Here is a 23,907-nt window from a genome sequence, read left to right as displayed (position 1 = left end):
ACAGCAAACGCTGCTTTTTTCCCTTAATGAAGTACCTTATATTCTTTAAATTCTCTATCTTTTTGTCGGTATTTCTGCCGAACGGATTACCCCACATCCTATATACTATCCACATTTTCTGCGGATTCAGCCGCAGTTTATATAAAAGAACCACATTTCGGCCGTATGCTGCCGTATATGAAAGCTGCTGTTTCGCATGGCCTGTAACATGGATATTGAAAACAAGTTATTTAAGAAAAGAGGATTCCTATGAAAAAGTTTAAGTCAGTTTTAAAATTCTTGTTGTTAGCGGCGCTGATTATAAGTCAAAGCGGCGTTTTCCTGGGGATGGCTGAATCAGAGCGATCTGTTTATTCTGTCAAAAAAGAGGATGCAACGCCGTCCAATTCGCTTAGGAGTGAGGATAAAGGAATGGAGGATTTTTCACCGGCCTCCTTATCGGACGCCCATAAAGAACTGCCATGTGCATCATCATCCGATGGATTGGTTCAAGAGGATTTTTTTGTCTACGCCATACCTGGAGAGAGTGAGATTCCATGCTGGTATACTCAGACAGAAAGGAAGGATGGAGAAAGGATATGCTTTCAATATGTGGACCGCTTTGGAACGGCTCATTGGCGTGCATATGGAGGCTGGGGAATGGACGATGGATTTTGGTATTCCTGCGATTCATTTGGATATGTGACGAAGTCAAATGGCGTAGTTGATATCGAGTCGGAGGATATGACACTTGCGCCTTATCGGTATCGGTCTGTAAAGCCGGGAAAAGATGCAACTGACGCGTTGGTCTGGCCGCATGAGGATTCTCATAGAGAGCGTTGGACGAAAGAGGCCGACATGGGGATTAATTATGACGGATCTCATTATGATGTGTGGCGGTTTGAAGATGAGTTGGATGGAACGGATTCTTACTGGTTTTATGGAATCAGGGAGAATGGCAGCGATGAGCCGGGATGGTATGAGTGTGACAGTTCAGGCACAGTGACCGGAAGCATGTATTTGAGGTCTGATTATAAAACAGATGCCGATTCTTATTACTTTGATGAAAATGAGATTCAGATTGAAGTTACCACTGCCGACGATAGTCTGCCGCTTATTGTTGATGCCAAACAATATATCGTTTTTTTAACGAGAGATCCAAATGCGGAGGTAACTGGGATACGCTCGTCTTCCGGAGCAGCTCAGACCGGGGTATGGCTGGATGACTTGACAACGGGCTGCGGCTATCAGGCACCGTCCGTTATGCGGATCGTGACTGTTTCTTATAGAGTGGCAGATGAGACAGGCATAAAAGAGGTATCTAAGAAATTTGGGATTCAGATCGAACATAATTATGGCGAATGGAAGACGACAAAAGAACCTACCTGTACAGAAGACGGTATTTCGACCAGCACCTGTGCCTGCGGAAAATATAAAAACGTAAAATTGCCTGCATTAGGCCATTCTTACAGTGATGCCAGCTATGTGAGAAGAGAACCTACCTGTACGGAAGAGGGAATAATCGCACATAATTGTATCAGAGGGGATGATTATGAAGATATCTCTGTGGTTCCGGCGCTGGGGCACAGCATTGATTCCTGGACTTATCTATACGGTAACTGCACGAAGGGAGCAAATTATCAAGGACAGTGTACCCGCTGTCTTAAATACTCTCAGGAAATAAAAATAACAGACCACCAATGGGATGAATGGGACTGGAGTTCTGCCCCGTGCACAATTTTGTCAAATCCCGATGATTTTTTTGTATATAAGAAAAGGGAGTGCCGGATCTGTGAAGCTATTGATACAGGCGAAACGATTCGGACTCCGCTGGATCATGAATTTGGAGAATGGACGGTTACAAGAAGTCCGAGCTGTTCTAAGGCGGGGATAGAAGAGAGATTCTGTAAATATTACGGGCCATACAGCGGCAATATCCATAATTGCCGGGGAACCGAAACGAGACAGCTTCCAAAAACCGAACATACCTGGTCGGAATCGAGTAAAACGGGCAGTGTAAACGGATATATTCAGACGTATTGTGATGACTGCGGCGGAGTTGTTAAAACTACCCCAATCACTTATAAGGTACGCTATTATACAACTCCCGATTCGACGGATTATGTGGAAGAGGAACATACATATGGAAACAGTTTCTATCTTCCTCAAAAGGATATATTAAAGTGGTATGAAGAGGATACCGGCGGGTGGCATCTCACCTGGAAAGGCTCCGATGGAACGTCGTATCAATCCCTTGATCTTGTAAAGAATTTAACAAAAACACAGGACGATATTTTCTATATGACTCCGGTTATGAAAGGCATTAAGGTATCCATTCATTTGCATAAGATCTACTCTTTAAACCCAGACGTGACCTGCACGGGATATTATTATGAACCCATGAATTTACCGGAACGCACGCGGATGGGGTATACTTTTTTGTATTGGTCTGACAGCTGGCCGGAGGAAGGCCGCAGATATCAGACCGGAGATCAGATTCTTTTTTATAATAGTAAAAATTTATATGAGGTTTGGGAGCCGAATCAATATAAGGTTACTTTTGCAGATGATACAATTGCAGATATTTTAAATAACGGAGCCCCGGAACATCAAAAAGAAAGCATGTGCATTGACTATACCTACAGTGATGATAATTTTGGGAATCAATTGACAATAGGCTCGCATTCCCGATATGAAGAGATTGCGGTAAAGATGGACAGCTATAAAAATCTGCCGGGTCTGACCTATGTGGGGCTTTATACACAGCCAAACGGAAAGGGAACAAGGGTAACCAGCAGAAGCAGTCTGTGGGCAGAGGATAAAATGATTTATCCTCACTATGTGCCGATTAATTATGATCTCATCTATGATGAAGACTATAAAGACGGAACATCCAAAATGGTAACCAAACATTACTATGATCCAATCGGCGAAATGCCGGAGCCGGAGCGCCCCGGATATCGGTTTATGGGATGGTTTACCGGAAAAAATGGAACGGGAACTCGGATATCCGCCGGGGAGAAAATGCCGGCAATGAATACAACTTATTATGCATATTGGCAGGAAAACGCTTATTATGTAAAATATGCCCTGAAAGATGATACGGAAATAAGCCGTTCCCATCATCTCTATTCTGAAACAGCCTATACGGAATCAGAACAAAAGGCCCGGGAAGTGTACGAAAAGACAGAGCCGGATGCATTCAAATATAATCTGGCCAATTGGAGCACCAATAAGGACGGTTCCGGCAGTATTTATATGGCCGGTTCACAGATAAAAAAACTATCTTCCACACACGATTCCACGGTCAATCTATATGCCAACTGGAAGGGAAGACCCATGGAATTGCATCTCAATCCCAATGGAGATATGAACGAAAGCAGTGTGGTTCAAGGATATTATAATGAACCCATCGGCGAAATGCCGGAGCCAAAGCGTCCGGGGTATACGTTTAGCGGATGGAATACATCACCGGAAAATAAGGGAATAACTTATGAAAAGAATGATCCCATGCCGTTTTATGAAGCAGGACAGATGGATCTGTATTCCATTTGGACACCCAATACATACCGGGTTACTCTGGTCTGCAATGCAGACGGATTCGCCCAGAACGGAGCGCCGGAATATGTTAACGGAAAGGAAGAATTCATTGTCGAATTTTGCGATAATGGAGCAGGGACAGCGCTTGCCTATGGAGAAGCGGACCATCAGTTATCAGATGCACTTGAGACATTTGGCCATTTGCCCGGGTTAAAGTTTGAAGGATTTTACACGGAACCGGGCGGACAGGGCGATAAAATATCGAAAGACAGCCCGATGCTTCCTCAGGATGTGACCCTGTATGCCGCCTATGCCCGGGAAGAATATACGGTTATCTATGATCCGTGTTTTGACGGAGGAGAAAGGATTGTAAAAAACAGCCGTTATTATGACAGGTTCGGTGAGCTTCCCCAGTTTCAGAGAAAGGGATATACATTTCAGGGGTGGTTTTCAGAAAAAGATGGGAAGGGATGGGAGATAACGTCAGAGGGCAGATGCCCGGCTCAGAATATCAGCTGTTTTGCTCATTGGATTCCCAATACGTACCGGGTTGATTTTGAATATGGAAGCGGAAAAGGGAACATTTCAGAAAAAGAGATTATATATGGGACTGAATATGGGAAACTTCCGGTTCCTGACCGGTCCCCGGAAGATTTTGAATTTTACGGATGGTATGAAGAGAAAGCAGAACCTGATATGATTTATAAAGGAGATCCTATTCCGCAGAAAAGCCGGGAGATAACGGAACATAAGATATATGACACAGCTGATAATACGGCGGCATACGCCTGTTATCAGGTAAAATTTAAAGAAGACGGAATCCATACCAATGTCCGGCCGGGCGCAGATGACAAGTACGGTACGGAAGACGACAATCATTATTTCGACGGTTATGATTTTATTCCGGGCAGCAGGGGCGATGTAAAGATCAATGCAGGTGAGGATGGAGAGTATGGGACGGAGGACGATTTTTTTGTGGATGAGAGTGGAAGAGAGATCTTTCCGGGAGATGACCTTGAATTTGGTACAGAAGACGACTATTATAGAAAAGAAAGTGATGGGCTGAAGGTGTGGGCAGGACAGGACTGTTTATTTGATACGGAAGACGATATTTTTGAACAGCGGCCCGATACGGCAACTCCGTCTGAAGATAAGGAAACTTCTGTTAAACCTGATTTTTCTGATTCGGAAAATGATATGACAACCTTTTGGATTCTGAGAGACGGCAGCTGGTATTATTATAATAATCATGGTATGATGCTTAAAAATAAATGGGTTCCATATAGGGAACGGTGGTTTTGGCTTCAAAATAGCGGCAGAATGCTCAGCAATTCCTGGATGGAACAGGAAAAACGCAGATATCTCCTTACTGATAACGGCGCTATGGCTCAGGGGCAGTGGGCGAAAAAGGATGGTAAATGGTACTATTTTGATGCAAAAGGAATGATATCTGAGGAAAAGGATGATATTTCCTGCAATTTCTCAGTAATAAACGGCGAGCTGGTATTCACCGGACCAAAAGAGCTGGTAAAAGATGGCTGGTATGAGGATTACTATATTGGACAAGATAACATTGCCGCTACAAATAGATGGGTATGGAATCAAGGCGGCTGGTATTACATAGGAACCAATGGAAAAATGTTGAGGGGCCAATGGAATGAGGTTGACGGGCTGTGGTATTACATGAACCCGGATGGAAAAATGGAGAGAACCTCAACCGTATGGGAAGGCAAAACCTACTATATGGATCAGAACGGCGTTTGCCATAACACCGGATTTTAACGTGAAAGGAAGGGGTATTTTATGTGCGGCAGATATTATATTGATGATGAAACGGCCAGGGAGATTAAAAAATTAGTCCGTCAGATCGATGACCGCCTTCAGAGAGAAAAGATGGGAAGAGATGTTCACCCAACTGATCTGGCTCCTGTGTTAAAAGGAAACGGGGCTGATTTAGAAGCCGCATGGCAGAAGTGGGGTCTGCCCGGGATTCAGAATAAGGGTGTGATATTTAATGCCAGAAGTGAGACTGTGCTGGAAAAACGGATGTTCGGGGAAGGGGTGCGCCGCCGGAGAATCGTAGTTCCCTGCACCTGGTTTTATGAGTGGAATAAGAATAAGGAAAAGATTACTTTTTATAGAAATGACAGCCCGGTTCTGTTTCTGGCGGGATTTTATAACCGGTTTGAAGACGGGGACCGCTTTGTGATTCTTACAACAGAGGCCAATGAATCGATGAAGTCCACGCATGACCGGATGCCGTTGATTCTTGAGCCAAAGGAGTTGGAAGACTGGGTGATGGAGGACGGGAAGACGGAGGAGATTCTGCGTCAAAAACCGGCGCTTTTATCTAAGCGGGCGGAATATGAACAGCAGACGCTGTCATTCTTATAAAAGGCTGCTCTAACGCGATGATTCCCCACAAAAATTCAGATATTAAATAAAATAGTTGACAAAACAAACTGTATATTGTAAAGTTACAGTATAAACTGTAACTAAAAACAATTCAGTTAAGGAGCGTGTACCTATGAATAAGAAAATATTGATGTTATGTGTTGGAATTGCTGCTGCTGTATCTTTGGCAGGATGTGCGTCGGGACAAAAAAAGGATACTGTTGAGGCATCTGTTAAGGAGAGCAGTTTATCAAAAGAGAGTATGGCAGAAGATAATATGACAGGAAAAAATATGGCAGAAGGAAGTATGGCGGAGGAAAGCATGGCAGAGGAAAACATGGAAGCGGCATATCACAAGATCACCGCGGAGGAAGCGAAAAAGATGATGGATGAAGGCGGCGTGACTGTAGTGGATGTGCGAAGAGCGGATGAATATGCGGCAAAACACATTCCGGGAGCAATTTTAGTTCCCAACGAATCCATTAAAGAGGAACAGCCGGAAGCGCTTCCTGATAAGGACGCAGTTTTATTAATTCATTGCAGAACCGGTATCAGGAGTAAGGACGCATCTGATAAACTGGTGGCTATGGGATATAAGAATGTTTATGATTTTGGCGGTATTAACGACTGGACATATGAGACGGAAACTGGAGAATACCAGGAACCGATGAAATAGTCTGAGAAGACTGGAGAATCAGGAAAGGAGGGAAAGACAGAGAAAAGCCGGAAGGGGATTTTACCAATAACATCCACTTGAAATAGAACATACGTTCTGGTAAGGTTAAGTGGAAAGGAGTTGGTAACGGATGGAGCGCAGAATATTTCATATCGATGTAAATTCAGCATATTTATCATGGGAAGCGGTTTACCGCCTGTGGCATGAAGGAAGCGGCCTGGATCTCAGGGAGATTCCTTCTGCCGTAGGCGGTGATCTCGCTCTGCGCCGGGGAATTATCCTGGCAAAGTCCATACCCGCTAAAAAGTACGGAATTAAAACAGGAGAGGCAATCTGGGAAGCGAAGCAGAAGTGTAAGGAACTGGTTTTGGTTCCTCCCAATTACTGCTTATATGAGAAGTCGTCAAAGGCTTTTGTCGAGATTCTGTCTAAGTATTCGCCGGATGTGGAGCAGTACAGCATTGACGAGGCATTTGTGGACATGACGGGGACAGAAGGGCTTTGGGGAGATGCTAAAGGCGCCGCGGAGACAATGCGGGAAGAGATTAAGAGAGAGCTGGGATTTACGGTTAATATCGGAATATCGGATAATAAGATTCTGGCCAAGATGGCCTCTGATTTTCGAAAGCCGGACCGGGTTCATACATTATTTTCGGACGAGATAGAGCAGAAGATGTGGCCTCTTCCCGTTTCGGAATTATTTTTCGTGGGAAGGGCGACTGCGAAAAAGCTGTTGTCCATGGGAATCAGGACCATTGGAGATCTGGCTAAGACAGATCCCCATCTGCTGCGGCAGCATTTGAAAAAACATGGGGAAGTGATATGGGCCTTTGCCAATGGAATCGATTTGTCTGTGGTGGAGACGGAGCCGCCGCCCAATAAAGGGTATGGGAACTCCACGACAATTGCATTTGATGTTTCAGACAGAGGGACGGCTAAATTGGTGCTCTTAGCTCTTTCCGAGACGGTGGCAAGCCGCCTGAGGGAAGCGGGAGTGAAAGCGGAAGTTGTGGCGGTGGGGATTAAGGACTGTGACTTTCATTATGAATCCCATCAGATGATACTTAAAACAGCTACCAATATAACCATGGAGATTCACAAAGCGGCCTGCCGGTTGTTTGATGAACTGTGGGACGGCAGAGCGGTGAGGCATCTGGGCATCCATACGGGGCGGCTGCAGGATGCGGATGGATTCAGGCAGATTTCCATGTTTGATGATATGGAGTATGAGAAGATGGAAATGATGGATGAAACCATAGACCGGATACGCAGGCGTTTTGGCATGGACGCGGTGAAGCGGTCGGTCTTTCTGACCGGGGGAATTGACCATATGGAAGGCGGAATTCCAAGGTCATTCCGCGGAACTGCTTAGCGGGAGGCGTGGATTATGGCATTTGGAATAGGTGTGAACACTAAAGAGGCGGACAGTGGTCCGGTCAGAGGCCGCCAGATCGAGATTGCCTGTAAATGCTGGTTTACCAGTACAGGAAGGTCTATGCCTATGATGATAAAATTTCAGTCCGAAGGCCGGGTTGAGAAAATCGATGAGATCCATGTTAATTATATGGAAGAGAAACGATATAACGGAATTGCATCAGTGGAATATGATTGTACGGTCTGCTTTGAAGGCATCAGGCGGGACGTGAAACTGGTATTTTTTAAAGATGAATGCAGATGGATTATGCGTTTTTGAGCAGGGAACGCCAGGAATGCTGATAAAATGGTTGGGGCGGGGAAGATCCGATGGGAATATGATTTGGACGTTCGGCTGAAGTGGTACTAAGACTCGTAAAGGAAAATGAGACAGGTAAAAACTGATCCGGAAATCAGTCCTTACCTGTCTCATAAATCCTTCTTTAGAAAAATAATTTCATAGCCCCAATTAAAGCCGGATTATGTTCCGGGTCCGCCTGGAGAATCTGATAGGGAGGTACGAAATCATCATTGTCCCTCATGTCCTCCTGCAGTGAATTACTTGCAAAAGGAAAATAAGTCGACATGATTCCTCCGCCTAAGATTATGGCTTCGGGTTTAAAGATGATTCCCAGGTTCCATACGGCGGTTTGTAATTCTGTCTGTATCTTCTTAATAAAGAGTCCGGCTTTCTCATCTCCGGAATTCCACTGAGCGAATAAATCATTAAAATCTGAAAATCCCATATCTTTTGCGCGTTTGTGAAGGGCGGTGCCGGACCACAGGCTTTCAAAGCAGCCCTTGTGGCCGCAGTAGCAGGTATCGCCTTCGCCGGAAACGATGATGTGGCCAAGTTCGGGGTGGAAGCCCTGTCCGGCCCGGTAGAGACGGCCGCCGGCCTGGAATGCTGCGCCGATTCCGGTTCCGAAGGCGATCATTAAAACGCGTTTTTCTGTAAGGCCTTTTAATACAACTTCTCCTAATAAAGCGCCGTTCACATCATTTTCCAGTTTTACGGGAAGGCCGGAACGGTCTTCTAACACCTGAACTAAAGGATAGTGATCCCAGCCGGGAAGGGTATAAGGATTTTCGATGGTGCCTTTTACCGCATCCACCGGGCCTGCGCATACGACGCCGATGCCGGAGAGCTGTGAAAGGGAGATGGAAAGATCCGCGCGCTGCCTGTTCAGGCAATTTATAATTTTATCCATGGTGTCGGAAACCTGTAATTCCAGTGTGGGGAATTTTTCATAGCTTTTAATGTCCCCTTTTTCATCTGTAATGCCTGCCATGATTTTTGTGCCGCCAATGTCTATGGTACCGAATAATTTGTTCATTATTATGCTCCTTTTCTGCTTTTGAGTAAAAATAATATACATATTATACAATAAAATGCGAAAATAAACATATTTAAAAAGCCATATTATATTAAAAAACGCAGATTGCAATTGTAAAATATGAATAAAAGATAATAATATTATAAATCGTGGGTTGAAATTTTCATAATGAAATTATATCATAGAAATACAAGAAAGCACACGAAAATATAAAATGTGCACAAAGGAGGATTTATTTTATGAGAAAGCAAAAACTATTGAGGATGGCAGCAGGGGTTATGTCAGTATGTTTGCTGGCAGGTTCATTAGCTGGCTGCGGCGCGAAGAAGACAGAGGGGACTGCTTCATCGGCGGCTGAAAGCAAAGCGGCAACTACGGCAGCAGGAGATACGACGGCAGCGGCTGGTGATACACAGGCTTCCGGTGAGAAAGAGGCTCCGGCTCATCTGAAACTCTTCTTAACTAATAAGAACATTGTAGACGGTTCTTATGCGAAGAAGATGATTGAAGAAGCAACCAATACAGAATTAGAGATCATTCAGGTTCCTACAAAAGATCTGGATAACAAATTAAATATCCTTCTGGCTTCCGGCGACCGCCCTGACATCATTCAGTGTGAGACAGAAACCATGGAGAGCCAGTTACTGTCTTCCGGCATTCTTCTTCCATTAAATGAATACTGGGATAACTATCCAAACATTAAAAACGGCCGTGATGAAGCTACATGGGATACCATGAGATATACGGATGGAAATATCTACTCGATCGGTATCAAGAATCCGAACCCATTATCCATCATCGCTTACAGAAAAGACTGGCTGGATAAATTCGGTCTGGAAGTTCCTACCACATTAGACGAATATTATGAAGTTGCAAAAGCAGTTGCAAAACAAGACCCTGATGGAAACGGCGTAGACGATACCTTTGCTTTTGGCGGATATCAGAACGTGGATACCACATGGTTCGACCACATTTTTGGCGCTTATGGTGCACTTCCTAACTACTGGATGTTAAAAGACGGCCACGTTGTAAACGGCTCTGTTGATCCTGGAATGAAAGATGCATTAGTATTCTTAAACAAGATGTACAAAGACGGTTTAATCGATCCTGAATTCGTAACGGATGATCCTAAGAGATGGCAGCAGAAAGTAAAATCCGGTATCTATGGCGCAGGCGTTACTAAAATACATATTTTTGATAAGAACAACTGGTCAAACTACTATGAGCCGTTTATCCAGAGCAATCCAAACGGCGAGCATGTATACGGCCCTGTACTGAAAGGCGGAAGCGACAACCCTGTAGGTATCCGTATGGCAAGTGAAAGAGGCTGGTTAAGAACATTTGTATCAAAAGATTCCAAGAATATTGACGCATGTTTAAGACTGATTGATTACCTGATGTCAGAAGAAGGAAACCGCTTCGCACAGTATGGTGTGGAAGGTGAGCACTACAAATGGGAAGGCGATAAGTTAGTCAGACTGATTGATGACAAAGAGACAAATGACCTGGATTTAAATAAATTCTTCATTGGTAATACCGTATTATTCGATCATTCTTCACCGGAACTGTTTGACGCATTTGATTATTCACATACCATCTGCTACGGAAGCCCGGTTGACGGTATCTTCATTGATGAATTAAATGAAATTTATCCAAAACTGAGAGAAATCACAAATACCAGATATATCGAAATGATCGTAGGCGAAACACCGATCGACGGCGGATTTGAAGACTTCGTGGAAGAGTGGAACTCCAGAGGCGGAGTGGAACTGACAAAAGCCCTGGATGAAGCTTATCAGGCAAAATAAAATAAAAGTTAAGGAGAGGTTGACATGGCAGCAGGATCAAATGCGGCGGTAAAAGCATCAGCTACAAAAAAATCCGGAAGTAAAACATGGAAGGCCGTAAAAGAACATAAAGTACTTTATTTGTTAATGATCCCCGGATTGTTATATTTCATCTTATTCCGGTATCTGCCCATGTTTGGCCTGGTAATTGCTTTTAAAGATTACAACATTTTTAAAGGTATTTGGGCCAGCGACTGGGTGGGACTTGCGAATTTCAAAGCGCTGGTACATTCCTCTGATTTCTGGAATGTTATGAAAAATACTCTGGTCATCAGTTTGACCAAGATCGTGATCGGATTCCCGATTCCTATCTTACTGGCGATCCTTTTAAATGAAATCAAAGCGGTAAAATTTAAAAAAGTAACCCAGACACTTCTGTATCTGCCTCACTTTTTATCATGGGTAGTAATCGGAGGAATCATGCTGAACCTTTTCTCGCCGGTCTTCGGACTGGCGGGACAGGTGTTCCGCGTGCTGGGAGTTGAGCCGATCAACATCATGGCTAAGAAAAGCACGATCTTCTGGGTCGTTATCTTTTCCGATGTATGGAAGGAAGCGGGATGGAGCACGATCGTATTCCTGGCAGCCCTGACTCAGGTGGATTTGAACCTGTATGAAGCAGCCAGAATGGACGGAGCAAACAAGTTCCAGCAGATGCTGCACATCACGATTCCGGCAATTTCTTCCATCATTATCGTAATGCTGATTCTCAGAATCGGTAAAGTTATGAGCGCCGGATTTGAACAGATTTTAGTTTTGCAGAACCCAATTACGATGGAAAGCATTGATATCTTTGATACCTATGTTTACCGGGAAGGTCTTGGGCGGGGGTCCTACAGTTTTGCAGCGGCAGTTGATACCTTTAAATCGGTAATTGCCCTGATTCTGGTATCCAGCGCCAATAAGATCAGTAAAATGTTCGGGGAGGAGGGAATCGTATGATGCACAGACATAAAAAGGTACATGTGTCTACCGTGTTGAATTACCTGTTATTCGTTATAATAGGAATTATAATGCTGTATCCGTTCTGGTATGTTGTGATGTATTCCTTCAGCGACCCGTCAAAAGCCAGCCTGAACAGCCTTTACCTCTGGCCGGAAGGATTTACCGTTGAGTCATATATTTATGCATTTTCCAAGAAAATATTGTTTTCCGGATTTTTTAACTCCGTATTTTTAACCCTGGTAGGAACATGTGTGAATATGGTGCTGACAATTATGCTGGCATATCCGCTTTCCAGAGAGAAGCTTCCGGGCAGAAAGTATCTGTCGGCGTTTGTAATATTCCCGATGTTGTTTAACGGAGGTATGATACCTACATATCTTGTAATCAAGCAATTCGGACTTTTGAACAGCTTATGGTCTCTGATCGCTTCCATGGCGGTTAACGTATACAACCTTTTGATCCTGAGCAAGTTCTTTAAGAGCATACCGGACAGCTTGATTGAAGCCGCAAAAATCGACGGCTGCGGCGATGCGGCAACGCTGGTTAAAATTGTACTGCCGCTTTCCAAGGCGTCGCTGGCAACCATTTCGCTATTCTACGCAGTACAGCATTGGAATGAATTCCTTCATGCGACGATTTACATTAATACTGATTCAAAATGGCCTCTTCAGGTTGTGCTCAGAAATATTATCGACATGGTAGCCAACGACTTAAACAGCGGCGGCGAGGTGTTTATGAATCCTGAGAACTTTAAGATGGCAACTATTGTAATTACCGTGTTACCGATTATATGCGTTTATCCGTTCCTTCAGAAACATTTTACACAGGGAGTAATGATGGGATCTGTGAAGGGGTAAAACGCGGATTTGAAAATTCTGTATGCCGTTTTTGGCATACGGAATTTTTGAGTATCCAGGGAAATGATTGAGAGGAGAATACCGATATGGGAAACAGACCAGATATACTGCTTTTTATGACGGACCATCAGCGGGCGGATATGATCAATATGGTCCAGTGCGGACGGGAAGTAACGCCGAATTTAAACCGGCTTGTGAACGAGGGGTTCCGGTTTGAACGCGCGTATGACGCCTGTCCGCTTTGTGTGCCTGCAAGAACCGCTTTAGCCACAGGCGTATACCCTACTGCAAACGGCGTGGTATATAATGACTGGAAGGGAGAGACGGCAGGGGATTTAAAACCGATTCACAGAATATTAAAAGAGGCCGGATACCGCATCGGACATGTGGGAGTTGACCACATTAAGGTTCAGCCGCCTATGAGGGAACAGGGACTGGACTTTTTTGTGAATCAGGAAGATTATGAGACCTGGGCAAAGGAACAGGGGATCGTGACCGCCAGGGATAAAAGCGAGCTGACAAAGGTGGAAGAGGACATCGAAGGCGAGTATGTGACTAAGCTTTACAGCGGCCATAAAGTCAGTGTTTGGGATAAGCCGGTTGAGCAGTTTAAAGACTTTTATTTTAAGGATCAGGCGTTGAACTTTATCAGAGAACTGCCGGAAGGTCCGGTTGCCCTGTTTACATATCTATGGGCTCCTCATCCTCCGCTGCGCGTTCCTGAGCCCTATGCTTCCATGTATGATCCGGATCAGATTGTGCTTCCGGAAAACATCGGAATTGCTGCGGAAGGCGAACCGGAATTGAGAAGAAAAGGGGTTCCGGCCCAGTTGGCGGAAGGCGTATCCATGGAAGAGTGGAGAAAGGTATGGGCGGCCCATCTGGGACTGACTACCATGGCGGACGAGATCTTTGGCGCGGTCATGGAAGAGCTGAAAGCTCAGGGCAGATATGAGAATACCTGTATCATTTTCACCTCGGATCATGGGGATAATCTGGGACAGCACAGCATGTATCAGAAGATGGAGATGTATGAAGAGGCGGTAAAAGTGCCGTTTGTAATAAAGGTTCCGGGAGAAAATGCGGGAAGTTCAGACGGTGTGATCTCGCATCTGGACATTAAGCCGACGATCTGTGAACTGGCCGGAATCGATGATAAAACCGGCGACGGAATCTCCCTTCTTCCTATAATCAGGGGAGAGAAACCGGATGAAAACCGAATCGTCTTTTCCCAGTATTCAGGAAATCCTGGCTATGGTACAATAAGAAGAGCGGCGGTTTCAAAACGGTATAAGTACGTGTATGACAACCAGCGGCAGCATGAGTTATATGATCTTGAAAAAGATCCTCATGAGATGAAAAATGTGGCCGGGGATGCACAATATCAGGACGCGTTAAACACCATGTACGCGGCCTGCAGAGACTTCAATGAGAAACACAAAGATTACTTCAACTGGGAGGAGAATAAGGGATGAGCTGGACAAAGGAAGCATTAGAAAAATGCCTTTTAAAGATTGAACGGAATATCGACGGGATCGGAGCGCATTTTCCCCATGTAGCTTATGACGGAGTCTATAATGACCAGGGGGCGGCATTTTGGACATCCGGGTTTTGGCCCGGGCTTTTATGGCTTTTGTATCAGGAGAAAAAAGATGAAAAGGCGCTTCTTCTGGCAAGAGAGCTGGAAGACCGTTTGGACGAGGTTTTGGACGGATTTGTGACCCTTCATCATGACGTGGGATTTATGTGGCTGCCGTCGGCAGTCATCGACTATAAACTGACCGGCAATGCAAAGTCCAGGGTGAGGGGGCTGAAAGCAGCCAGCCATCTGGCAGGCCGTTTTAATCTGGCAGGAAACTTTATACGGGCGTGGACCGATGAAGTGAACCCGGATTCGAAGGGCTGGGCGATCATCGACTGTATGATGAATATCCCCCTGTTATTCTGGGCGTCAAAGGAGATGAATGATCCGAGATTTTACCATATCGCAAAAGCGCATGCGGATACAGTGTTAAAAAGCTTTATCAGGCCGGACAATACAACGGCCCATATCGTCAGCTTCGATCCTTATACAGGTGAGAAGATTGAAAACCTGGGCGGCCAGGGAAAAGACCCTGATTCCGCATGGGCGAGAGGCCAGGCCTGGGCGATCTACGGCATGGCGCTGGCTTACCGGGAAACAGGAAAAGAAGAATACATGACGGCATCTAAAAATGTGGCCGGCTATTTCCTTTCCCACCTTCCTGAGGATAAAGTTCCTTATTGGGATTTCAGAACAGACGCCGAGGACCGTTTTGTGCTGGATTCATCCGCTTCTGCCTGTACGGCCAGCGGGCTTTTGGAACTTTCCGGCCTGATGGAAGACGGGGCTGAGAAGGAGTTTTATCATGACCAGGCGGTGGCCATCTTAAAAGGGCTTTATGAGAATTATGCTGATTTTTCAGAGGAAACCCAGGGAATTATACAGAAGGGCACAGTAAATTATGCGAAGAAAAAACATGTTAATGTGCCGATTATTTACGGGGATTTCTTCTTTACGGAAGCGTTGATAAAACTGAACCATAAGACGGAAGTATTTTAGGAAAACAACGCCGGAAGGCGGTTGATTAATAAAGTTAATAAAGTGACAGGCTGCAGGGCAGCAGAAGGAGAGACTACAATTATGAATACTTACTGGGGAGATTTGCACAATCATTGCGGAATTACATATGGATTCGGAAGTCTGTCGAATGCCATAAAGAGGGCGAAAAGCCAGCTGGATTTTGCGGCATTTACGGGACATGCCATGTGGCCGGATATGTATGAAAAAGCGCCGGGCACGGAATTTGTGGTTAATTTCCATTTGGAAGGATTTAAGAAATTAAAGGATCATTGGGAAGAGATCAGAAAAGAAGTGGCGGAGGCCAACGGGGCGGATTTTGTGGCTATTCAGGGATATGAGCTTCATTCCAGAGAATACGGCGACCACCATCTGCTTTCCATCGATGATGAACTTCCGCTGATCTACAGGGATTCACCGAGAGAATTGGTGGAGGACTGCGGCAAAGACGCCATCGCGGTTCCTCATCATATCGGATATACGCCGGATTATAGGGGAATTGACTGGAAGAAGTTTGACAATACCATTTCTCCTGTTGTGGAAGTGTATTCCAAACATGGCTGTTCCATGAATGAAGACGCGGATTATCCGTATTATCACAACATGGGGCCGAGAGATACCAGGGATATGGTGGATGAAGGCCTCCGTCAGGGACATAAATTCGGATTTGTAGGTTCCACGGACCATCATGCAGGTTTCCCGGGTTCTTACGGCGACGGAATGGCAGCCGTTATTGCGGAAGAGAAGACCAGAGAGAGCATCTGGGCGGCCATTAAGGCCAGAAGAACCTATGCGGTTACGGGCGACAGAATCCTCTGTGATTTCAAGGTAAATGATTCCTGGATGGGCAGTGAGATCACAGGCAATATGAGAAAGATTCACGCTCATGTGGAGACGGAAGGAACCCTTGATAAGATCATTCTCTATAAGAATTACAAGCCAATCCACATCATTAACGGCGAAACATTCCAGGAGATCAACCAGGAGGGATGCTATAAACTCCGCGTGGAAATGGGCTGGGGCAATTCTTCCCTTTACCGCTGGAACGGCAGCATTCAGACTGAGGGCGGCACAATTAAAGAATACAATACGTATTTCAGAGGCAGAAGCGTTCTGGCTCCGTCTAAAGATGAATCTTATGATGAAAATGACATCAACGACATTGAGACGTACTCTGAGTTAAAGAGCGGCAGCGAGTTTGTATGGAGCTGCGATACCGTGGGCAATAAATCCACCCTTCATCCGTCCACCTCTTCGGTTGTGGTTAAGGTTCAGGGAGATTTGAACACGAAAGTGACATTTACAATTAACGATAAAACGTATACGGCTTCCATCGGGGAACTGCTGAACTACGGATACACCAGCCATATGGAATATTATCATTCCCAGGCATTTAAGATCTACAAAGCGCTTCCTGAGTCAAAATACACATTTGACCTGGATCTGGAAGACAATAAACCGGAAAATGACTGTGATTACTATCATCTGGAAGTAGCCCAGAAAAACCGTCAGTGGGCTTATGTATCACCGGTTTATGTGAATAAGGAAAAATAGAGTTGAATGGAGAAGGGATATGCAGGAGATGAGCAAAAACTCGTTGAAATCCAGGCAGGATCTGCAGGATTTGGCGGAGAACATGATATCCTGTGCCGTTAAACAGTTAAGCCCGCAGAAAGCCTGGTTAAATGCCGGGGAGAGCGCGGCCAAATATCCTCATAAGACAGCCTGGACAGAGGGATTTTTAAGACCTCTGTTCGGGCTTGTCCCATTAAGTGCCGGAGGTTTTAAAACCGGGCTCTGGGATGAGTATCTGGAGGGAATTAAAAACGGTACGGACCCAAATTCACCGGAATATTGGGGAGATTTGGATGGGAAAGAGCAGAAAGTGGTGGAGATGACAACCCTGGGGCTGGCGCTTGCCATGGTGCCGGAGCTGGTGTGGGAACCGCTTACGGAGCAGGAAAAAAAGAATTTGGAAACCTGGCTTTTAAAGATCAATGAAGTGCCGCTGGCCACGAACAACTGGCTGTTTTTCTATGTGATTGTGAATATGGGGCTGAAAAAAGCGGGGGCAGAGTACAGCCGGGAAACTATGGAAACGGCTCTCGATGAGATCGAAAAAAGCTATCTTTCAGACGGCTGGTATTCCGACGGGCCAACGCTGCAGAGGGATTATTATATCGCATTTGCCATGCATTTTTACGGTTTGATCTATGCAAAGCTAATGGGTGAAGAGGACCCGGTGCGGGCGAAACGGTATAAATGCCGGGCGGCGGAATTTGCCGGAGATTTTATCTGCTGGTTTGCCAAAGAAGGGGATGCCCTTCCCTATGGGCGGAGTCTGACCTACCGGTTTGCGATGTCCGCATTCTGGAGCGCGCTGGCGTATGCGGAGGTGGAAGCGTATTCCTGGGGAGTGGTCAAAGGCATTGTTCTGAGAAATATCAGATGGTGGATGAAACAGCCTATTTTTGACCGGGACGGGCTGCTGACAATTGGTTACCGTTACCCTAATCTTAAAATGGCGGAGTTTTACAATGCGCCCGGTTCGCCTGCATGGGCGATGAAATCATTTCTGGTGCTGGCCCTGCCTGAAGACCATCCGTTTTGGACGGCAGAGGAGGAAGAGCTTCCTGAATTGCCGTTGTTATCGGTTCAAAAGCATCCTTTTATGATCTTCATGAGAGGGGAAGGCGGAAGCCATATCCAGGCGCTCACATCGGGGCAGTACGCCAGGTTTGAACCCAGCTTTATGGCCGCCAAATATGAAAAATTCGCTTATTCCAATGTGTTTGGGTTCAGCGTTCCGGGAGCGGAATACGGTTTGGACCAGGGCGCATTTGATTCCGTGCTGGCTCTGTGCGAATCCGGGGACAATCTGTACCGGACCAGGCGCAGCTGCAGGGAAGTAAAGGTCAGTGAAAATGGAATCTACAGCGTATGGGAGCCGTGGGCGGATGTGGCCATTCACACATGGCTGGTTCCATGCGGTTCCTGGCATGTGAGAGTCCACAGGATCGAGAGCAAAAGGGAGCTGACAGGAGGCGAAGGCGCTTATGCGGTCAACTGTGATTTCTATGAGAAACAGGAAAATGGAAGCGAGATGCGGGCGGATGAACGGATGTCGAAAGCATTTTTCCCATGGGGATGTACCGGAATTGTGAACCTGGAAGGGCCGAGAGAAGGAATTCTGGTGGCCGCACATCCGAATACGAATATCATGTATTCCAGAACCGTGATTCCTACGTTGGAAGGGAAGATTCCGGTGGGTGAAACATGGCTGGCCTGCGCTGTTTTGGGAGCCGGGACGGCACAAGAGGCTGAAAAGGAGTGGAGCCATTGTCCGGAATACAGGAGAGACGGCTCGGGATTCCAGATCAGTTACGGCAAATGTGTGAGAAAGTATTCAGACGTGGAGGAGTAAAAGACACTTATGAGTTTATGTGGGGATTTATTAAGGCAGTGGTGTGGAAAACTGTTGGAGTTACAGGTCAGGTCTGTGGATAACCCTGCGTTAAGGGGCGGTATCCTCTGCCCGGCCTGCGCCGGAATCCACGGAAGGTGTTTCGACGCCATCTACCCGTTTCTGTATCTGGCAGATGCGGACAAGGACGAACGGTATCTGGAAGGGGCTAAAATGCTCTTTGACTGGGCGGAGCAGACCGTATCCCGGGAAGACGGCTCCTATGTCAATGATACGAATTCGGAATGGAAGGGAACCACGGTATTCAGTGTGATCCAGCTGATCGAGGCGCTGGAATATCATGGACATCTGCTGGATCAGGAGACTTATGATAAATGGAAAGCGCGCATTGCAAAAGCCGCGGAATTTCTGTGCGGATTTAAGACGTTTGAGGTCTGCAATGTGAATTACCGGATTACTAACAGCCTGGCCATGCACCTGTGCGGAGAGTTTCTAGGGGAAGAAAAATACATACGCAGAGGGCGGGAGCTGGCCGGCCTGGCGGCAGGACAGATAACGGAAAGCGGAATCCTGGCCGGGGAAGGCCGTCCGGTAAACGGTTACAGCGCAAAAGGCTGCCGTCCGGTGGACATCGGATATAACATGGAGGAATCTCTGCCGTCGTTTATCCAGTACGCATATCTGACCGGGGATGAAGAGCTGAAGAAGCTGTTGAGAAAAGCGCTGAAACGGCACATGCTGTTTCTTTTGGAAGACGGAGGAATGGACAACAGTTTTGGAACCAGGAACTATAAATGGACGTATTGGGGAAGCCGGACCTCGGACGGCTGCGCTTTGGGTTATCTGACCGGAGCAGATGTGGAACCGGAATTCGGCATTGCGGCTTATAAGAACCTGAAATTGCTGGAACAATGCACTCACGACGGCTTTTTATACGGCGGCCCTCATGTGTGGGAAATGGGGGAGGCGCCATGCGTGCACCACGCGTTCAGCCATGCCAAGGTTCTGGTTGGCATTTTAGACCGCGGGCTGGAAGAGCGGCTTATGGACGGAAAACTTCCAAGAATGGAATTAAAACACCCGGTTTATCTGGAGGAGACGGATACTTATCTGGTCACTGGGGACGGATATACGGCTACAGTCACGGGATATGACTGGGAGTATCTAAAGCTGCCGGGAGGCCATGCCAGCGGCGGAACTTTATCTCTTTTATGGCATGAGCGGGCCGGGCTTTTGATTGGAAGCAGCATGGGCAGTTACAGCCTGAAAGAGCCTAATAATATGCAGTTACCCAGATTTTCCCGTCATGAATGCCTGTCATTCCGTCTGGACTGTGAGGAAGGCGGAAACGAGTACAGCAGCATGTATGATTACAAAAGCTCGCTGTCCTGTGAGGAAACGGCTTCCGGTACAGCGGTGTGGGTGAGCGGAAGGCTGACGGACCTTGATCAGAATCAGCTCCAGGGGGAAAATGGAGCCTATGAGATCGAATATGTATTTGGAAAAGATTCTATATGTGTCAGCGCCGTTATGGGAGCCCAAGTCAGATGTGTCTTACCTCTGATATCGGAGAAGGATGAGGAGATCATCAGGGATGAAAATTCGGTTTTGATACGTAAAAATGGTATTGATGTGAAAGCAGTTGTGAAGAAGGGGAAACTTGACCTGCCTTACGGCGTGGAAAGAATCTACAATCTGGTTCCGGGGGCAGAGGCGTTAAAGGCGGTAATCGAGCCGGAATGCGGGAAGATTGCTTTTTGCTTTTCATTTTGATATAGTATTTCTATATTGGGGGAAAGTGAATGAATAGAAAAAAACTATCGCCGAAAAGCATGATATTTTATAAACTTTATCTGGTGAATATAGTGATAACCGTGGTTTTTATCTGCATGATCGCAATCATTTGCAGCGCGTTCAGTTCGAAACTGATTCTGAACAATATGATTGCATTTAATGAAGATATGATCGCGGAAAAGAGCAGCGCCCTGGACGAGAGGGTGAAGCAGCTGGATGAAACGGTAAACCTGATGATCGGAGATGAAAATGTATTTAAATTTTTGATGACCAATGAGGTTTATTATGAGCGCCCTACGGCTCTTTTAAAGATGATCCGCCATTTCCAGAATATCTGTTCCAATAACAGCCTGGTGGAGGGGATCTGTCTGGTCGATGTAAAAAGGGGAATTGCTATTACGGAAAAAACCAAGATTCAGCTGGATGATAAGAATCCTATGATTGGTTACCGGAAGCAGAATTCATTTATCATTGATGAGGAAGACGGGGATAAGCAGCTTGAGTTTGTCAAGGTTTTTGAGCCGGTAAGAGGGGAAAAGGACGTTTATATCATATTGACCCTCAATGAGGAGTCATTTACCAATAACCTGCTGATCGGAAGCGAGACGGAGATGGTAAAGAGCTATCTTCTGACCAGGGACGGGGACATGCTTTCGGTTGATGGGGTCGGCGACATTGACCCGGACATTAAGGTACAGCTTCAGGATCAGGCTCAAAGAGTGGAAAAGATCAATCTGGGCGGACAGAACCTGGTTCTCTATAAAAACCGTTCGGAAGTATCGGACATCTCTCTGGCGGCCGTTCAGGATTACACGTATCTTGTTAAGGAAGCGGGAGCGGTTAAAAAGATCATCATTATAGCCAGTGTGCTGATGATTGCCGCCGCCACGGTTATCATTTACCTGTTTTCGCTATATGTCTATAAACCGTTAAAGCAGCTGGGCCATAAGCTTCAGGGTATTGCGGCAAAAGACCAGCAGGAAAAGGTTACCAATGAATACAGTCTGATTGAGAATGTTGTCAATGAACTGCAGACGGAAAAGGAATACGCCCTGCCATCGGTTGTCAGGGATTCGATCGGAAAACTGGTGATGGAATTTTTTGATGAAGAGCGGTTTGAACATCTGAAGCTGGTGCTTCACCAGAACATGAATTTTGAGTGGAATGTGCTGGTTATCACGGAATGTGAGGATAAAGAGGCCAGAGGAACGATTATCAATCGGTTCCGGGAGCTGATTCAGGATGAGCCTGAAATTGACGGATTTTTTGCGGGAATGACTTCTGAGCGCTGTGTGGGAATATTCAACACTTCTTATGATTATGAAGAATTCCTCAATAAGATTGACGGTGTTAAGGTGAAGCTGGAAAGCGATGATCTGATAAAGATCACCTGCTGTGTCAGCAGAAGTTTTAAAAACCGGGAAAATATGAACCTGGTTTATTCCGAAACATTACGAACTCTGGATAAGACATTTTTTAAAGGGAAAAATACGCTGATGTACGAAGCGGCTCCCGTGTCGGAATATAAGAACGAGTACTACAGCAGGGAAATTGAAAACCGCCTGACAAAATATGTGACAGAGGGCAATGTGGAAGAGGCGGAGGAAACCCTTCATACGCTCACGAAGGATTTGAGCAACAATGCCACGGATATCCAGTATACCAGATTTGTATATTTCCAAATCTGCAATAATCTGATTAAAAATGTGCTGGAATTGGGAGGAAAACTTCCTAAGGAGTACAATGAAAAGGATATTTTCCAGTCGGTTTTCAGCGCGGAAAGCATTCTGGATCTGGAACAGATGTCGGAAAGGATTTTAGAAGCCTGCATCAAGAATTTTGAACGCCAGGAAAAGCCGTACTCGCCGAATGTGGAAAAGGCGGTGGCTTTTATCACTTCAAATTACTGGAAGGATTTGTCTCTGGATGAAGTGGCAAAAGCGGTGTTTTTGTCATCGGGGTATTTGAGCATTATCTTTAAGGAAGAGACGGGGTATACGGTTTTAGAGTATATTACTTTTATTAGAATGCAGAAGGCGAAGGAACTGGTGCTGACGACTCCGGCGCTTAAAATTAAGGATATTGCGGAGCAGTTGGGTTATAATAATGTGCAGAGTTTTATACGGTACTTTAAAAAGTATTATGGGGAAACGCCGATGGCGTTTCGGAAAAAGGAGAAGACAGAATAGATTTTCTATTCCGTCTTCTTTTTTTACATCAACCTTGAAGGCATTTTCGAAAATGCCTTCACCCTTTACTTTAAATTTCTAAAAACGCTTTGCATACAGCCATAAATTCCACTTCATTGGAAAGCATAGCCGGATGCCGTCCGGTTTCGAACAGATGCATCTGCCCGTGACCGATTTTACGGATCATGTCACCATATGTAGTTTCAAAATAATCCGGGTTTATCATACATATAAATTCATCGGTTTTGCTTCCGGTCATCAGGATGGGGACCGAAAGACTGCTTAACGGTTTATGAAAGAATTTACCAATGGTTTTATCATGTTCCACGATTGCCTGTGTGTCCAGATCAACAATGGTTTCCCAGTCGTCGCCGTGCATGTAGTAATAGAACATTCTGGCGTCAGGATCATTTTTAGAAGCTTCTCTGTCTTCAACTACAGAATTGGTAAATGCTTTTAATGGAACTTCCCCTTCAAAACTGTCTGCAATGATTTTTCCCACCAGTTCGGGAGCTTCGAGGGCCACATTGATTGCGATCAGAGCGCCGCCGCTGGTGCCTATAATATCCACTTTTCCATACTGCTTTTCTTTGAGAAATGCGATGACTTGTTCTGCTTCGTAAAACCAAAGATCGGCGGGGAATTTATCAAGGCGGTCAGATTGGCCGTGGCCTAAAAAATCCATCAGGATAACCCGGTGATCCTGGGCGTATCCGCCGGCGACAGCGCCAAACATGTTGGAAGAAGCGGTGTTGCCGTGAAGCAGTAAAAGTGGTTTTCCGCATCCGGTTTCTTCGTAGTAAATATTCTTATCTTCAAATTTAAAATATGACATGATTGCCTCCTAATAGTCTGATTATTATATTAGCAAGGCAGATATGGCCTTGCCGGCTAGTTGGTTTTTTCTATTCTC

16 protein-coding genes are annotated in these 23,907 nt (G+C 45.7%); 14 read left to right on the top strand and 2 right to left on the bottom strand.

What is annotated here, in order from left to right:
• The first annotated feature begins 249 nt into the window (after positions 1-249).
• From C0033_RS13365 to C0033_RS13345, 5 genes are all read left to right on the top strand, one after another.
• Complete coding sequence (locus C0033_RS13365) at positions 250-5,301, top strand: InlB B-repeat-containing protein (protein WP_103228378.1); 5,052 nt, start codon at positions 250-252, stop codon at positions 5,299-5,301.
• A 21-nt stretch (positions 5,302-5,322) separates the two neighbouring features.
• Entirely contained in the window at positions 5,323-5,913 is a 591-nt protein-coding gene (locus C0033_RS13360; protein ID WP_103228377.1) for an SOS response-associated peptidase family protein, read from the top strand.
• A 133-nt stretch (positions 5,914-6,046) separates the two neighbouring features.
• Positions 6,047-6,589 carry a rhodanese-like domain-containing protein gene (locus tag C0033_RS13355; RefSeq protein ID WP_347501115.1) on the top strand — a complete coding sequence of 181 codons (543 nt, stop codon included), beginning with the start codon at positions 6,047-6,049 and terminating at the stop codon, positions 6,587-6,589.
• A 130-nt stretch (positions 6,590-6,719) separates the two neighbouring features.
• Entirely contained in the window at positions 6,720-7,961 is a 1,242-nt protein-coding gene (locus tag C0033_RS13350; RefSeq protein ID WP_103228376.1) for a DNA polymerase IV, read from the top strand.
• Positions 7,962-7,976: 15 nt separating this feature from the next.
• Positions 7,977-8,282 (top strand): hypothetical protein, encoded by a 306-nt coding sequence (locus tag C0033_RS13345; protein ID WP_103228375.1) that lies wholly within the window; start codon positions 7,977-7,979, stop codon positions 8,280-8,282.
• A gap of 163 nt (positions 8,283-8,445) precedes the next feature.
• On the opposite strand, the gene C0033_RS13340 is transcribed toward C0033_RS13345, so the two are convergent.
• Entirely contained in the window at positions 8,446-9,339 is an 894-nt protein-coding gene (locus C0033_RS13340; RefSeq protein WP_180994727.1) for an ROK family protein, read from the bottom strand.
• Positions 9,340-9,578: 239 nt separating this feature from the next.
• On the opposite strand from C0033_RS13340, the gene C0033_RS13335 reads away from it, so the two are divergent.
• The 9 genes from C0033_RS13335 to C0033_RS13295 all read left to right on the top strand — a co-directional run bounded on the left by C0033_RS13335 (position 9,579) and on the right by C0033_RS13295 (position 22,994).
• Positions 9,579-11,147, top strand: coding sequence for an extracellular solute-binding protein (locus C0033_RS13335; RefSeq protein WP_103228373.1), 1,569 nt, complete (start codon positions 9,579-9,581; stop codon positions 11,145-11,147).
• Between the two features lie 24 nt (positions 11,148-11,171).
• Complete coding sequence (locus tag C0033_RS13330; protein WP_242984494.1) at positions 11,172-12,128, top strand: ABC transporter permease subunit; 957 nt, start codon at positions 11,172-11,174, stop codon at positions 12,126-12,128.
• The gene (locus C0033_RS13325; protein ID WP_103228372.1) at positions 12,125-12,988 is read left to right on the top strand and encodes a carbohydrate ABC transporter permease; all 864 of its coding nucleotides are present in this window, start codon (positions 12,125-12,127) and stop codon (positions 12,986-12,988) included. The genes C0033_RS13330 and C0033_RS13325 overlap by 4 nt, the downstream gene beginning before the upstream one ends.
• An 86-nt stretch (positions 12,989-13,074) precedes the next feature.
• The gene (locus C0033_RS13320; protein WP_103228371.1) at positions 13,075-14,463 is read left to right on the top strand and encodes a sulfatase-like hydrolase/transferase; all 1,389 of its coding nucleotides are present in this window, start codon (positions 13,075-13,077) and stop codon (positions 14,461-14,463) included.
• Positions 14,460-15,569 (top strand): glycoside hydrolase family 88 protein, encoded by a 1,110-nt coding sequence (locus C0033_RS13315; protein WP_103228370.1) that lies wholly within the window; start codon positions 14,460-14,462, stop codon positions 15,567-15,569. The genes C0033_RS13320 and C0033_RS13315 overlap by 4 nt, the downstream gene beginning before the upstream one ends.
• A 21-nt stretch (positions 15,570-15,590) precedes the next feature.
• The gene (locus C0033_RS13310) at positions 15,591-17,141 is read left to right on the top strand and encodes a DUF3604 domain-containing protein (RefSeq protein WP_242984493.1); all 1,551 of its coding nucleotides are present in this window, start codon (positions 15,591-15,593) and stop codon (positions 17,139-17,141) included.
• Positions 17,142-17,160: 19 nt separating this feature from the next.
• On the top strand, positions 17,161-19,011 hold the full coding sequence (locus C0033_RS13305) for a DUF2264 domain-containing protein (RefSeq protein ID WP_103228368.1): 1,851 nt from the start codon (positions 17,161-17,163) through the stop codon (positions 19,009-19,011).
• A gap of 9 nt (positions 19,012-19,020) precedes the next feature.
• Positions 19,021-20,784, top strand: coding sequence for a hypothetical protein (locus C0033_RS13300; protein ID WP_103228367.1), 1,764 nt, complete (start codon positions 19,021-19,023; stop codon positions 20,782-20,784).
• A 29-nt stretch (positions 20,785-20,813) separates the two neighbouring features.
• Entirely contained in the window at positions 20,814-22,994 is a 2,181-nt protein-coding gene (locus tag C0033_RS13295; protein ID WP_103228366.1) for a helix-turn-helix domain-containing protein, read from the top strand.
• Between the two features lie 70 nt (positions 22,995-23,064).
• Here the strand turns inward: C0033_RS13295 and C0033_RS13290 are convergent, their stop codons facing one another.
• Positions 23,065-23,829 (bottom strand): alpha/beta hydrolase, encoded by a 765-nt coding sequence (locus C0033_RS13290; RefSeq protein WP_103228365.1) that lies wholly within the window; start codon positions 23,827-23,829, stop codon positions 23,065-23,067.
• Positions 23,830-23,907: the final 78 nt, after the last annotated feature.

Origin of the sequence: Clostridium sp. chh4-2, assembly GCF_002899675.1 — a bacterium.
Taxonomy (GTDB): domain Bacteria; phylum Bacillota; class Clostridia; order Lachnospirales; family Lachnospiraceae; genus CHH4-2.
Note: the sequence above shows the minus strand (reverse complement) of the source record. Positions and strands in the feature narration are given on the sequence as shown.

Excerpts from the sequence above, each read along its gene's own strand:
- C0033_RS13365 (WP_103228378.1), top strand. The coding sequence starts at position 250 with ATGAAAAAGTTTAAGTCAGTTTTAAAATTCTTGTTGTTAGCGGCGCTG.
- C0033_RS13360 (WP_103228377.1), top strand. The coding sequence starts at position 5,323 with ATGTGCGGCAGATATTATATTGATGATGAAACGGCCAGGGAGATTAAA.
- C0033_RS13355 (WP_347501115.1), top strand. The coding sequence starts at position 6,047 with ATGAATAAGAAAATATTGATGTTATGTGTTGGAATTGCTGCTGCTGTA.
- C0033_RS13350 (WP_103228376.1), top strand. The coding sequence starts at position 6,720 with ATGGAGCGCAGAATATTTCATATCGATGTAAATTCAGCATATTTATCA.
- C0033_RS13345 (WP_103228375.1), top strand. The coding sequence starts at position 7,977 with ATGGCATTTGGAATAGGTGTGAACACTAAAGAGGCGGACAGTGGTCCG.
- C0033_RS13340 (WP_180994727.1), bottom strand. The coding sequence starts at position 9,339 with ATGAACAAATTATTCGGTACCATAGACATTGGCGGCACAAAAATCATG.
- C0033_RS13335 (WP_103228373.1), top strand. The coding sequence starts at position 9,579 with ATGAGAAAGCAAAAACTATTGAGGATGGCAGCAGGGGTTATGTCAGTA.
- C0033_RS13330 (WP_242984494.1), top strand. The coding sequence starts at position 11,172 with ATGGCAGCAGGATCAAATGCGGCGGTAAAAGCATCAGCTACAAAAAAA.
- C0033_RS13325 (WP_103228372.1), top strand. The coding sequence starts at position 12,125 with ATGATGCACAGACATAAAAAGGTACATGTGTCTACCGTGTTGAATTAC.
- C0033_RS13320 (WP_103228371.1), top strand. The coding sequence starts at position 13,075 with ATGGGAAACAGACCAGATATACTGCTTTTTATGACGGACCATCAGCGG.
- C0033_RS13315 (WP_103228370.1), top strand. The coding sequence starts at position 14,460 with ATGAGCTGGACAAAGGAAGCATTAGAAAAATGCCTTTTAAAGATTGAA.
- C0033_RS13305 (WP_103228368.1), top strand. The coding sequence starts at position 17,161 with ATGCAGGAGATGAGCAAAAACTCGTTGAAATCCAGGCAGGATCTGCAG.
- C0033_RS13300 (WP_103228367.1), top strand. The coding sequence starts at position 19,021 with ATGAGTTTATGTGGGGATTTATTAAGGCAGTGGTGTGGAAAACTGTTG.
- C0033_RS13295 (WP_103228366.1), top strand. The coding sequence starts at position 20,814 with ATGAATAGAAAAAAACTATCGCCGAAAAGCATGATATTTTATAAACTT.
- C0033_RS13290 (WP_103228365.1), bottom strand. The coding sequence starts at position 23,829 with ATGTCATATTTTAAATTTGAAGATAAGAATATTTACTACGAAGAAACC.